The organism is Paraburkholderia largidicola (assembly GCF_013426895.1).
Classification (GTDB): domain Bacteria; phylum Pseudomonadota; class Gammaproteobacteria; order Burkholderiales; family Burkholderiaceae; genus Paraburkholderia; species Paraburkholderia largidicola.
The window spans coordinates 902684-915470 of the sequence record NZ_AP023174.1 but is presented as its reverse complement, the minus strand read 5'-3'; the positions used below and the strand labels follow the sequence as shown (position 1 = coordinate 915470).

General features: G+C 65.0%; 9 protein-coding genes. 5 read left to right on the top strand and 4 right to left on the bottom strand.

Features of this window, described 5'->3' with window-relative positions:
• Window positions 1-5 precede the first annotated feature (5 nt).
• On the bottom strand, window positions 6-1085 hold the full coding sequence (locus PPGU16_RS04065; RefSeq protein WP_180721816.1) for a substrate-binding domain-containing protein: 1080 nt from the start codon (window positions 1083-1085) through the stop codon (window positions 6-8).
• Window positions 1086-1279: 194 nt separating this feature from the next.
• Between PPGU16_RS04065 and PPGU16_RS04060 the strand changes: the two genes are divergently transcribed.
• Genes PPGU16_RS04060 through PPGU16_RS04045 form a run of 4 tightly spaced genes read left to right on the top strand, consistent with a single transcriptional unit; the run spans window position 1280 to window position 6503 of the window.
• A complete protein-coding gene (locus PPGU16_RS04060; protein WP_434064414.1) occupies window positions 1280-1729 on the top strand; it encodes an NAD(P)H-dependent oxidoreductase subunit E in 450 nt (149 codons plus the stop codon).
• Entirely contained in the window at window positions 1726-3285 is a 1560-nt protein-coding gene (locus PPGU16_RS04055) for a formate dehydrogenase beta subunit (RefSeq protein ID WP_180721814.1), read from the top strand. The genes PPGU16_RS04060 and PPGU16_RS04055 overlap by 4 nt, the downstream gene beginning before the upstream one ends.
• 14 nt (window positions 3286-3299) lie before the next feature.
• Window positions 3300-6239, top strand: coding sequence for a formate dehydrogenase subunit alpha (gene fdhF, locus PPGU16_RS04050; RefSeq protein ID WP_180721813.1), 2940 nt, complete (start codon window positions 3300-3302; stop codon window positions 6237-6239).
• Window positions 6240-6248: 9 nt separating this feature from the next.
• Window positions 6249-6503: a formate dehydrogenase subunit delta gene (locus PPGU16_RS04045; RefSeq protein ID WP_180721812.1), complete on the top strand. Its 255-nt coding sequence runs from the start codon at window positions 6249-6251 to the stop codon at window positions 6501-6503.
• A gap of 992 nt (window positions 6504-7495) precedes the next feature.
• Here the strand turns inward: PPGU16_RS04045 and PPGU16_RS04040 are convergent.
• The 3 genes from PPGU16_RS04040 to PPGU16_RS04030 all read right to left on the bottom strand — a co-directional run bounded on the left by PPGU16_RS04040 (window position 7496) and on the right by PPGU16_RS04030 (window position 10776).
• Window positions 7496-9226, bottom strand: a complete 1731-nt coding sequence (locus tag PPGU16_RS04040; RefSeq protein WP_180721811.1) for an FAD-dependent monooxygenase — start codon at window positions 9224-9226, stop codon at window positions 7496-7498.
• Window positions 9227-9337: 111 nt separating this feature from the next.
• On the bottom strand, window positions 9338-10435 hold the full coding sequence (locus PPGU16_RS04035; protein ID WP_180721810.1) for a cation diffusion facilitator family transporter: 1098 nt from the start codon (window positions 10433-10435) through the stop codon (window positions 9338-9340).
• Window positions 10432-10776: an ArsR/SmtB family transcription factor gene (locus tag PPGU16_RS04030; protein ID WP_180721809.1), complete on the bottom strand. Its 345-nt coding sequence runs from the start codon at window positions 10774-10776 to the stop codon at window positions 10432-10434. Before PPGU16_RS04030 ends, PPGU16_RS04035 begins: the two co-directional genes overlap by 4 nt.
• Before the next feature lie 132 nt (window positions 10777-10908).
• On the opposite strand from PPGU16_RS04030, the gene PPGU16_RS04025 reads away from it, so the two are divergent.
• A complete protein-coding gene (locus PPGU16_RS04025; protein WP_180721808.1) occupies window positions 10909-12756 on the top strand; it encodes a tetratricopeptide repeat protein in 1848 nt (615 codons plus the stop codon).
• Window positions 12757-12787: the final 31 nt, after the last annotated feature.

Genomic DNA, 12787 nt, shown 5'->3' with positions numbered 1-12787 from the left:
GCATTTCAGGCCCCGCTCTCCTCCAGACCGGCTTCCAGTTCGAGCAGCTTCCCGCAATCGACGGGATCGTAGCCTTCCAGATGCGCGACGCTCTGCCGGAACGGATTGCCGCGCATCACCGACATCACCGTCGTCAGCGGTTCGCGTTCCAGCCGCGCGCGATCGCATGCAAAGTAATAGTCCTCGTCGACGACCGGGATGAAGTCGAGCCCAAAGTGATGCGCAGCCGGTTCGACACCGAAGCCGACGTCCGCCATCCCGCTCGCGACGAAAGCCGCGATCGCCGAATGCGTCAGTTCAGTCGACGCATAGCCGTTCACGCGATCCGGATCGACACCGACGCGCCGCAGCGCGAGATCAATCAACATGCGCGTGCCGGAACCGTGTTGCCGGTTGACGAAGCGGATGTCGTCGCGCGCGAGGTCGGTCAATCCGCCTATGCCCTTCGGATTGCCCTTCGCGAGAAAGAGCCCTTGCTTGCGCCGCGTCAGATGCACGAGCACATGCCGCTGCGGATCGAGCCACTGGCGATACTTGTCCGCGCATGCCGCACGGAACTCACCGCGCGGCAGATGGAAGCCCGCCAGATCGCACTCGCCGCGCGCGAGCGCGGTGATCGCTTCGGCGCTGTCGCGGTATTTGATGTCGAGGGGCACTTCGTCGGCGACGAGCGCTGTTACGAGCGCGGCCACCGCATAGCCGTGCGACGCATGAATGCGCACGTCTTCTGCGGGCGGCGCAAGCCAGCGGTTCAGATCGGCGGCGACTTCGCTTGCCAGCGCCTGCATGTTGCCGTCCAGACGCTCGCCGCAAAGTCGTTGCGCGCGCAACACGGCCCGTCCGAGTTCCGAGAGCGCCGAGCCGCGGCCACGCTCTTTCTCGATTAGCGCGCCGCCCAGTTGAGTTTCGATGGCGCGCAGCAAACCCCATGCATGACGGTAGGACAAACCCTTAAGCGCAGCGGCCTGCGCGATGCTGCCCGTCTGGTCCACGAGGGACAGGAGCGGCACAGCGTCAGACAGGCTGGACGTTTGGCCGTTGCTGTCCCGCACAATCAGTTGCGCCTGGCATTCGATTCGAATCATATATGTTCTAGCAGTTCCTATTGCGAAAGCCGACCTAGCCGCCTATCGTTCGCATTGATATATCAAACAAGCAAAGCATAGATGCACGGGTTATGAATAACAAGTGCATATATCGACTTTGGAGGAGCCCCACTGTGGATCGACCGAACGCCATTGCGCCAGACGAACTCGTGCAACGTCACGCACGACCCGGCATGTCGCTGGTTGCGCTGCTGCACGCCATTCAGGACGACATCGGCTTCGTGCCGCCCGACACCGTCGCACCGCTCGCGCGGACGATGAACCTGTCGCGGGCCGAAGTGCATGGCGTCATCACGTATTACCACCACTTCCGCCAGTCGCCTGCCGCGCCCGTCACGGTCCAGCTGTGCCGCGCGGAAGCCTGCCGCAGCATGGGTACGGAAGCGCTCGCGCAGCATATCGAGGCGCGCACGGGTTGCCGCTTCGACGCGCACAAGCACGACGCACACGCCCACGACCATGCATGCGATGGCGCAGTCGGTCTCGAATCGGTGTATTGCCTCGGTCAATGCGCGCTGTCGCCCGCCATGATGATCAACGGCGAGCTGCACGCCAAAGTAACGCCGCAGAAGTTCGACGCGCTGCTCGCAGCGGCAATGAAACGGGTGGAGGAAACGGTATGACGCGCATTTACGTTCCCCGCGATTCCTCGGCGCTGGCGCTCGGCGCGGACGCGCTCGCCACGGCCATCGTCGATGAAGCGAAAGCGCGCGGCATCGATATCGAACTCGTGCGCAATGGCTCGCGCGGTTTGCTCTATCTCGAACCGCTCGTCGAAGTGCAGACGCCCGAAGGCCGCATCGGCTACGCGAACGTCGAAGTGGAAGACGTGGCATCGCTGTTCGACGCGGGCTTCATCGAAGGCAAGGCGACGCACGCGAAGCATGTCGGCGTGGTCGAAGAGATCCCATATCTGAAGAAGCAGCAGCGCCTGACGTTCGCGCGCATCGGCATCACCGACCCGCTTTCGACCGACGACTACATCGCCAATGGCGGCATCGTCGGCCTGTACAACGCGCTCGCGATGTCGGGCGACGCAGCCGTCGACGCGCTGATCGAATCCGGCCTGCGCGGCCGCGGCGGCGCGGCGTTCCCGGCCGGCATCAAGTGGCGCACGGTGCGCGCCGCGAAGGCCAACCAGAAGTACATCGTCTGCAACGCGGACGAAGGCGATTCGGGCACGTTCTCCGACCGCCTCGTGATGGAAAGCGATCCGTTCGTGCTGATCGAAGGGATGATCATCGCGGGCATCGTGGCGGGCGCTACCGTCGGCCATATCTATGTGCGCAGCGAGTATCCGCATTCGATCGCCACGCTCGAAGCCGCGATCGTCAAGGCGCGCGCCGCCGGCTGGCTCGGCGACAGCGTGCTCGGCTCGGAGCATCGCTTCGAACTGTTCGTCGCCAAGGGCGCGGGCGCGTATGTGTGCGGCGAGGAAACGGCGCTGCTCGAATCGCTCGAAGGCAAGCGCGGCATCGTGCGCGCAAAGCCGCCGTTGCCGGCGCTCGAAGGCCTGTTCGGCAAGCCGACCGTGATCAACAACGTAATCACGCTCGCCACCGTGCCGATCATCTTCGCGAAGGGCGCGGCGTTCTACAAGGACTTCGGCATGGGCCGCTCGCGCGGCACGCTGCCCTTCCAGGTCGCGGGCAACGTAAAGCGCGGCGGGCTCGTCGAACTCGCGTTCGGCTGCACGCTGCGAGAGCTGATGTTCGACTACGGCGGCGGCACGGCAAGCGGCCGTCCGGCGCGCGCGGTGCAGGTAGGCGGCCCGCTCGGCACGTATCTGCCCGAGAGCCAGTGGGACATCCCGCTCGACTATGAGGAATACGCGAAGGTCGGCGCCGTCGTCGGTCACGGCGGTCTGGTGATTCACGACGATACGTCGAATCTCGCCGATCTCGCGCAATACGCGATGCACTTCTGCGCACTCGAATCGTGCGGCAAGTGCACGCCGTGCCGGATCGGCTCGACGCGCGGCGTCGAAGTCATCCAGCGGATTCGCAACGGCGATACGTCGACGAAGCAGGTGCAACTGCTGCGCGATCTGTGCGACACGATGGTGTCGGGTTCGCTGTGCGCGATGGGCGGCATGACGCCCTTCCCCGTCGTCTCCGCCCTCGACCATTTCCCCGAAGACTTCGGTCTCGAAACCGCCATTCCGAAAGCGGCAGCCTGACCCTGGAGCCCAACATGTCCGATCCGATCACCTTCAAATCCGGCGGCTGCGGCTCCGGCAACTGCGCCTGCAAGGCGGGCGCACTGCGCAACGAACGCGGCCCGATGGACGATACCGACTACGGCACGCCGCTGCGCCATTCCGACGTCGACGTGACGCTCGAAATCGACGGCGAGTCGATCACGGTGCCCGCGGGCACGTCGGTGATGCGCGCCGCCGCTGAAGCCGGCGTCAATATCCCGAAGCTGTGCGCCACCGATTCGCTCGAACCGTTCGGCTCGTGCCGTCTGTGTCTCGTCGAAATCGAAGGACGGCGCGGTTATCCCGCGTCGTGCACGACGCCTGTCGAAGCGGGCATGAAAGTGCGCACGCAAACGGACCGCCTGCAAGGTCTGCGCCGCAACGTGATGGAGCTGTACATCTCCGATCACCCGCTCGACTGTCTCACCTGCCCTGCCAACGGCAACTGCGAACTGCAGGACATGGCGGGCGTCACGGGCCTGCGCGAGGTGCGGTATGGCTTCGACGGCGCGAATCACCTAAAGGACAAGAAAGACGAGTCGAACCCGTACTTCACGTACGATCCGTCGAAGTGCATCGTCTGCAACCGCTGCGTGCGCGCGTGTGAAGAGACGCAAGGCACGTTCGCGCTGACCATCTCCGGCCGCGGCTTCGAATCGCGCGTCGCCGCGAGCGAAAGCCAGCCGTTCATGGACTCGGAGTGCGTGTCGTGCGGCGCGTGCGTCGCCGCGTGCCCGACCGCGACGCTGTCGGAAAAGAGCATCGTGATGCTGGGCCAGGCCGAGCATTCCGTCGTGACGACCTGTGCGTACTGCGGCGTCGGCTGCTCGTTCAAGGCCGAGATGAAGGGCAACACGGTCGTGCGGATGGTGCCGCACAAGAATGGCCAGGCGAACGAAGGCCATGCGTGCGTGAAGGGCCGCTTCGCATGGGGCTACGCGACGCACAAGGATCGCATCAAGAAACCGATGATCCGCGCGAAGATCACCGATCCGTGGCGCGAAGTCAGCTGGGAAGAAGCGCTGAGCTACGCCGCGTCGGAGTTCCGCCGCATCCAGGAGAAGTACGGCCGCGATTCGATCGGTGGCATTACGTCGTCGCGCTGCACGAACGAAGAAACGTATCTGGTGCAGAAGCTGGTGCGCGCCGCGTTCGGCAACAACAACGTCGACACCTGCGCGCGCGTTTGCCACTCGCCGACGGGCTACGGCCTGAAGACGACGCTCGGCGAATCGGCGGGCACGCAGACCTTCGCTTCCGTCGATAAATCCGACGTCATCATCGTGATCGGCGCGAATCCGACCGACGGCCACCCGGTGTTCGGCTCGCGTCTGAAGCGACGTGTACGCGAAGGCGCGAAGCTGATCGTCGTCGATCCGCGCCGCATCGACATCGTCGATACGGCACACGTGAAAGCCACGCATCACCTGCAACTGCGTCCGGGTACGAACGTCGCGATGGTCACGTCGCTTGCTCACGTGCTCGTGTCGGAAGGCCTGCTCAATGAGGCGTTCATCGCCGAGCGTTGCGAAACGCGCGCGTTCCAGCACTGGCGCGATTTCGTCGCGCTGCCGGAGAACTCGCCGGAAATGATGGAAAGCGTGACGGGCGTGCCGGCGCAACAGGTGCGCGAAGCCGCGCGCCTCTACGCGACGGGCGGCAACGCGGCGATCTACTACGGCCTCGGCGTGACGGAACATGCGCAAGGCTCGACGACCGTGATGGGCATCGCGAACCTTGCGATGGCGACGGGCAACATTGGCCGCGAAGGCGTCGGCGTGAATCCGCTGCGCGGCCAGAACAACGTGCAGGGCTCGTGCGACATGGGCTCGTTCCCGCACGAACTGCCGGGCTATCGCCATATCAGCGATACGGTGACGCGCACGCTGTTCGAAGGCGAATGGGGCGTGACGCTGCAGCCGGAGCCGGGCCTGCGCATCCCGAACATGTTCGACGCGGCGCTGCACGGCAGCTTCATGGGCCTGTACTGCCAGGGCGAAGACATCGTCCAGTCCGACCCGAACACGCAGCATGTGGGCGCGGCGCTGTCGTCGATGGAATGTATCGTCGTGCAGGACATCTTCCTGAACGAAACCGCGAAGTATGCGCACGTGCTGCTGCCGGGCTCGACGTTCCTCGAAAAGGACGGCACGTTCACCAACGCCGAGCGCCGCATTTCGCGCGTGCGCAAGGTGATGCCGCCGCTGGCCGGCTACTCGGACTGGGAAGTGACGATCCTGCTCGCCCGCGCGCTCGGCTACGAGATGAACTACACGCATCCGTCGCAGATCATGGACGAGATCGCGCGCCTCACGCCGACTTTCCACGGCGTGTCGTACGAGAAGCTCGACAAGCTGGGCAGCATCCAGTGGCCGTGCAACGAGAACGCGCCGGAAGGCACGCCGACGATGCACATCAACGAGTTCGTGCGCGGCAAGGGCAAGTTCGTCATCACGAAGTACGTCGCGACGCCGGAGAAGGTCAACCAGAAGTTCCCGCTGATCCTGACGACGGGCCGCATTCTGTCGCAGTACAACGTCGGTGCGCAGACGCGCCGTACAGAGAACTCGCTGTGGCACGACGAGGATCGTCTGGAGATCCATCCGCACGACGCCGAAGACCGTGGCATCAAGAATGACGACTGGGTCGGCATCGAATCGCGCGCGGGCTACACGGTGCTGCGCGCGAAGGTGGCGGACCGGATGCAGCCGGGCGTGGTCTACACGACGTTCCACTTCCCCGAGTCCGGGGCGAACGTGATTACGACGGACAGCTCCGACTGGGCGACCAACTGCCCCGAGTACAAGGTGACGGCCGTGCAGGTGATGCCTGTCGAGCAACCGTCGCAATGGCAGAAGGATTACTCGCGCTTCAACAACGAGCAGCTCGAGCATCTCAGCAAGCGTGAGATGGCCACCACGTCAGGCAAGTGAGGCAACGCAATGGACGCACATAACCTGGTCGACATGGCGAACCGCATCGGCGATTTCTTCGAGTCGATGCCGGACCGAGATGAGGCGATCGACAATATTGCCGATCATATCCGGCGGTTTTGGGAGCCGCGTATGCGGCGCTCGATTCTGGCGACGCTGCATGCGAATCCTGAAGGTGTCGAGCTGGAATTGCATGAGATGGTTCGTGAGGCGCTGGTCAGGCATCGCGCGGATTTGACGCCGAAGGAGGCTGCGGCGGTTTAAGGTGTTTCAATTGCCTGGCGGCGCGTTGGCGTCGGCGTTCATGTAATAGCAACAGCAGTTGGGCGTTCGTGTCGGAAGCGATGCGGACGCTTTTTTTTGGTTTTGGGGTTGTCTGCGACGCTGGGGGGTTTGCTTGTTTTTGCTTTCGCTGGCATCGGCGGTTTGGTTTTGCTTTCGCTGGCATCGGCGGTTTGGTTTTGCTTTCGCTGGCATCCGCGGTTTGATTTTGCTTTCGCTGGCATCCGCGGTTTGTTAGCGTGCTTCAGGCGTCGCCCCTGTGCGGGGCGGCACCTACTTTTCTTTGCCGCCGCAAAGAAAAGTAGGCAAAAGAAAGCGGCTCACACCGCCAATCCTTGTTCTTGCCTGAGGGCCCCCAAAGGTTCTTACGCTTCACACGGCAACCACGTGACCCACGTCCGTTGCCAGCGCGCTTGCAGTGCGCCTCACCCGCTGCACGCTTCCGCACTACAGCACGCCGAGCCAGATCGTCCACCGCCGCCCAGGTGGCAAACTGTGTGTTGGCTGTAGTGGCTCACACGCCTCACTCCGGACCGATAGCGCACGCGCTCCACCCTGTAAGAGCGCTACCCATTACGACGCGACAACCTACACACAGTTTGCCACCTGGGCGGCACTAGTCATTCGCTGCCGCTGGCCGCTGTATGGGTTCGTGAAGTAGGTGATGCAATTGTTCGAAGCGCTGGCAACGGGCAACGAACAACGCGTTACCGTGTGACGGGTGGGGACGTTGGGGGCCCGTGGATGAGAACACGTGCTGGCGGTGTGAGCCGCTTTCTTTTGCCTACTTTTCTTTGCGGCGGCAAAGAAAAGTAGGTGCCGCCCCGCACAGGGGCAACGCCTGAAGCACGCTAACATCACGCGGATGCCAGCAAAAGCAAAAACAAAAGCAAAAGCAAAAGCAAAACCAAACCGCAGACGCTGCCAGCTCAACCACAAACACCAAACCCGCAACGAACGTGCGCATCAACTCATCACGACACCGCCGGCTCGCTCGGCGCCCCCTTTGCGAACCACGCTTCGCAATGCCTTAGCAGCCCATTCAAATCAGACCCCGGCCGCCCACGCGCGCACACATATCCGTCGGGCCGCACCAGATAAAACGAAGGCCGCGTCCTCCCGAACGACTCACTGAGCGACGGCCCACCGTCCTCGCCATTCGCATCCGACACGCGCCACACTCGCACCGCCCCCGGCAGCAAATCTTCGACGGCGGCAACGAAACGGTCGAGATCGGCAGCGCGCACAGGCTTGCGATGCAGCGACAGCATTTTGCCGTTGCCCGTCCCCGGTTCCTCCGGCGGATCGACGAGCAGAAACAGCGAGAAAAACGCGGGGTCGTGCAGATCGAAAATGCAGCCCATGCCGGGCACCCGGCCCAACGGTCCATCGACGACATGCACGAGCGCATCGGGCGCGCGTTCGCCCGCGCGCGGGCCGCCGTCCAGTATGCGTTCGAGCGTCAGCGGCGAGCGCCGGTACTGGATCGCCAGTTCGCTGACGGTGAGACGCGCGGCATCGCGCAGCGGCCCCAGCGCGGCGAGCACGGGCATCACGCGCTCGCGCAGCAGCTTGAGCGGCCCGTGGTCCGCTTCCGCCATATGCGTGACGAAGCTGGTCTGCCGCAGCACGTCGCGTTCGATCGGATGACGTTCGAGATGGTAGGTGTCGAGCAGCCGGTCGGGCGCATCGCCCTTCAGCACGCGCGCGATTTTCCAGCCGAGATTGAACGCTTCCTGAATGCCCGTGTTCATCCCCTGCGCGCCCGCGGGACTGTGCACATGCGCGGCGTCGCCCGCCAGGAACACGCGCTGCGCGCGCAACTGCTCGACCATCCGGCTATTCAGATGAAAGTAGCCGGACCACGACAGGCTGCTCAGTTCGACGGGATGATGAATACGACTCTTCGCGATCGCCCGGCATTCTTCGAGCGTGGGCGCGGGGATCGACGCAAGCGGCATCGCGGTGTCGCCGCCCGACGCAACCTCGGCTGGCTCGCGCGCCGGCATCGCGGGATGATCGGCGATCAGCCGATGTCGGCCCTTGCCCATCGGAAAGAGCGCCGCCAGCCCCGCGCCCGACGCGAAGATATGAAACTCGTCGTCGGACCAGCCGGTGTCCGCTTCGATGTCGGCAAGCAGGAAGGTCTGCTCGAAGGTCTTGCCCGCGAAGCTCATGCCGAGCCGGTGACGAATCGCGCTGTGCGCGCCGTCAGCGGCGATCATGTACGACGGATGCAGGGTTTCAATATGACCGTCGGCGCGTTGCAGCGTCGCGTTGATGCCCGCCGAGCCCTGCGCGAACATCGTCAGCTCGACGCCGCGTTCGACCTCCACGCCGAACGTCGCGAGATGCTCCGTCAGCAGGCGCTCGGTAACGGATTGATCGAGAAACAGCAGATACGGATAGCGCGTTTGTAGCGGATCGAAATCGAGCCGCGTCAGCCGCTGGCCGTTCGAATACAGATTCGCGGTGCGCGCGCGATGACCGAGTTCGAGAAAGCGTTCGACGAGGCGATGTTGCTCCAGCAGTTCGAGCGTGCGCGCCTGGATGCCGATCGCGCGCGAATGCGGATCCGCTTGCAGCGCCTTGTCGATCAGCCGCACGGGCACCTGCGCGCGAGCAAGACTCATGGCCGCCGCCAGCCCCGTCGGTCCCGCGCCGACGATCAGCACGGGCGGCACGTCGAAGGAAGCACCCGTCATGCAGACCTCCGCAGTCGGACATGCTCGCTAGTGTACGCCGAGCGTCCCGCTCGCTGACGTGCGGCCGACGACGCGGCGCATCAAGCCCGCATCAGCCGTGCGACATAACGCTCAGTGCGCGTGCGGCGTGTGATCGAGCGAACAGCGGTGCTGCGTCGTGCCCATGTCGACCTGCAGCGTCGCGTGATGCATGTCGAACTCCGCGCGCAGCGTGCCGACGATCCCGTCGATCACCACGTCGCCCGGATGGCCGTCCGGAATCACGAGATGCGCGGACAGCGCGTTGCCCGTCGTCGACAGCGCCCATACGTGCAAATCGTGGACGTCGGTGACGCCGGGCTGCGCGGCGAGATACTCGCGGATCTTCTGCACGTCGACGCCGGGCGGCACGCCGTTGAGCGCGAGCTTGATGGAATCGCGCAGCAGGCCCCACGTGCCGTAGACGATTACCGCGACCACGACGATGCTCATCACCGGATCGAGCCATGTCCAGCCGCTGAAAAGGATGGCGAGGCCGCTGACGGCGACGGCGGCCGATACGGCCGCGTCGGCGACCATATGCAGGAACGCGCCGCGAATGTTCAGGTCGTCTTCCTGGCCGCGCATGAAAAGCCATGCCGAGAAGCCATTCACGACCATGCCGACGAGCGCGACGATGAACACGTCGAGCCCCGCGACGGGCGACGGATGAAAAAGCCTGCCGACCGCTTCCGCGACGATCACGCCGCACGCGAACAGCAGTAGCCCCGCATTGAGCAGGCTGGCGAGAATCGACGAGCCGCCAAGGCCAAACGTGTAACGCGCGGACGGCCGGCGCGTCGCGAGCCAGGTTGCGCCCCAAGCGAGCAGCAGGCCGAGCACGTCGGAGAGATTGTGTCCGGCATCAGCGAGCAGCGCGGTCGAGTTGGCGAGCACGCCGTAGATCCCCTGTACGACGACGATCGTGACATTCAGCGCGACGGCGAGCGCGAACGCGCGTCCGTGGCCCGACGCGGGCGCGTGATGGTGGTGATGGCCGTGCCCGTGGCCGTGATGATGCGCATGCGACGCCTTCTTGCCCTCGCCGGGCGCGTGGTCATGGTCATGCGCGTGATCGTGCGTCGCGTGGTCGTGGCCTGCGTGAGCGCAGGCATCCGTGTGCACATGCGCGTCGGACTTCGGCTGATGCTGCGCCGTGGTGCCGTTGGTCTGATGAGCGGTGTATTTCATGCGTGATCCTGCGTGAGGTCGGCGGCGGATTCGCTGACGGGTTCGGCGACGTGCTCGAGCATGTCGGTCAGCATGCCGCTGATGTGGCCGTCGGCGGCGACGTAGAAAACCTGCTTGCCCTGCCGCTCCGCGCGCACGATGCGCGCCGCCCGCAGCAACCGCAGATGGTGGCTCACGAGCGAAGGCGACAGATTCAGCGATTCGGCGATCGCGCCCACCGCGCGCCGCTCGTCGACACACGCGAGCACGATGCGCAGGCGCGTCGGGTCGCCAAGCAGGCGGAACAGATCGGCGATCTGCACGACGCGGTCGTCGGCATTCAGAGAGAGCGCGGTAGACATGGAGGGTCGTCGATACATACATTTGAACAGATGTTCATATGTTATTGAGCAACACTCTCCGCGTCAAGTCGGGGGGCGTGCGCCGAGTGTGGGAAAATGCGGGTTTTCCTGCATCACACCCTCGCCTGCGTCATGCACCCTGTTTTCGACCGCGCCTACAGCGCGCATCGCGACGGACGCCTCGACGACGCCGAGCGCGACTATCGCGCCACGCTCGAACTCGATCCCGTCCACGTCGATGCGCTGCATCTGCTTGGCGTGCTGCGCCACCAGCAAGGCCAGCACGAAGAAGCGGCCGACCTCGTGCGCCGCGCCGCGGACTTGCGCCCGCAGGACGCCGCGCTGCAACTGAACCTCGGCAACGCACTGAAAGCGCTCGGCCGGCTCGACCAGGCAATCGAACGCTTTCGCAATGCGCTGACGCTCGCGCCGACGTTTCCGATGGCGCATTACAACCTCGGCAATGCGTACGCGCTCGCCGGGCGCCACGAAGATGCCGTCGACGCGTTCCAGAAATCGCTGCGCCTGCAGCCGATGGACGCGTCGTCGCACGTCAATCTCGGCAATGCGCTGCATGCGCTCGGCCAGCACCGCGAAGCCGTCGATTCGTTCAGGCGCGCGCTCGAACTGCGGCCCCGCCATGCGGGTGCGCACAACAACATCGGCATGGCGCTCAATGCGCTCGGCTCGGCCACCGAGGCGATCGCGCATTTCCGCGCGGCGCTCAGGATCGAGCCGCGCTTCGTGGCCGCGCGCTTCAACCTGGGCAATACGCTCGACGCGACGGGACAGCATCACGAAGCCGTCGCCGAGTTCGAAGCCGTTCTCGCGCTGCAGGCGAACCTGCCACCCGCACTGTTCGGGCTGGGCAACGCGCTTGCCTCGCTCGGCCGCCACGAAGAAGCGTGGCCACGCTTCGAACTCGCCGTCGGTCTGGACCCGAACTTCGCGCTGGCGTGGCTGAGCCTCGGCGCCGCGCATCACGCGCTCGGCTCATATGACGCCGCCTTGCGCGCTTTCGAGCAGGCGCTGCGTCTACGGCCCGATCTGGCGATAGCGCACACCAATCGCGGCGTCACGCTGCTCACGCTCGGCGATTTCAAGCGCGGTCTGCCCGAATACGAATGGCGGCTGGAAAACACGGCGTTGCCGCCTGACGCGACACCTCTGCCGCGCTGGAACGGCGAGCCGATTACCGGACGCACGCTGCTCGTGCACGCCGAACAGGGTTTCGGCGACACGCTGCAATTCGTGCGCTTCGTCGAACGGGTGGCGCAGCGCGCCGGGCGTGTCGTGCTCGAAGTGCAGCCCCAGCTGCTGTCGCTGCTCGAACCGACGGCGCAGCAATGGCGCGTGACGCTGATCGCGCAGGGCGCGCCGCGGCCTCGCGCCGATCTGCAATGCCCGCTGTTGAGCTTGCCGCTCGCGCTCGGCACCGAACTGGAGACGATTCAGGCGCGCACGCCGTATCTGAATGCGCCGGCCGCCTCGCGCCGCGCCTGGCGCGGCTCGCTCGGTGGGCAGGCCAAACGCAAGATCGGTCTCGCGTGGTCGGGACGCGCGCAGCGTCAGGAAAACCGCTCGCTGCCGCTGGCCGCACTCGAACCGCTGTTCGCGCTCGACGGCATCGACTGGATCGTGCTGCAGCCCTCGCTCAGCGACGACGAGCGCGCCGCGCTCGATGCACATCCGAACGCGAAGCACATTCATCGCTTCGACAAGCGCATCCGCGACTTTGCGGACACGGCGGCGATCATCGAGCGGCTCGACGGCGTGGTGTCGGTCGACACGGCCATCGCCCACCTGGCGGGTGCGCTCGGCAAGCCGCTCTGGCTGATGCTGCCGTTCGCCGCCGACTGGCGCTGGTTCACGCGCGATACGCGGAGCCCGTGGTATCCGTCCGCGCGGCTCGTGCGGCAGCCGCGGCCCGGCGCGTGGACGGAAGTCGTCGAAGAGGTGGCGGCGGCATTACGCAGTTGAACGATCGAGGCTTCGCCAAAGCAGACGCTGA

Excerpts from the sequence above, each read along its gene's own strand:
- PPGU16_RS04065 (WP_180721816.1), bottom strand. The coding sequence starts at position 1,085 with ATGATTCGAATCGAATGCCAGGCGCAACTGATTGTGCGGGACAGCAAC.
- PPGU16_RS04060 (WP_434064414.1), top strand. The coding sequence starts at position 1,280 with ATGTCGCTGGTTGCGCTGCTGCACGCCATTCAGGACGACATCGGCTTC.
- PPGU16_RS04055 (WP_180721814.1), top strand. The coding sequence starts at position 1,726 with ATGACGCGCATTTACGTTCCCCGCGATTCCTCGGCGCTGGCGCTCGGC.
- fdhF (WP_180721813.1), top strand. The coding sequence starts at position 3,300 with ATGTCCGATCCGATCACCTTCAAATCCGGCGGCTGCGGCTCCGGCAAC.
- PPGU16_RS04045 (WP_180721812.1), top strand. The coding sequence starts at position 6,249 with ATGGACGCACATAACCTGGTCGACATGGCGAACCGCATCGGCGATTTC.
- PPGU16_RS04040 (WP_180721811.1), bottom strand. The coding sequence starts at position 9,226 with ATGACGGGTGCTTCCTTCGACGTGCCGCCCGTGCTGATCGTCGGCGCG.
- PPGU16_RS04035 (WP_180721810.1), bottom strand. The coding sequence starts at position 10,435 with ATGAAATACACCGCTCATCAGACCAACGGCACCACGGCGCAGCATCAG.
- PPGU16_RS04030 (WP_180721809.1), bottom strand. The coding sequence starts at position 10,776 with ATGTCTACCGCGCTCTCTCTGAATGCCGACGACCGCGTCGTGCAGATC.
- PPGU16_RS04025 (WP_180721808.1), top strand. The coding sequence starts at position 10,909 with ATGCACCCTGTTTTCGACCGCGCCTACAGCGCGCATCGCGACGGACGC.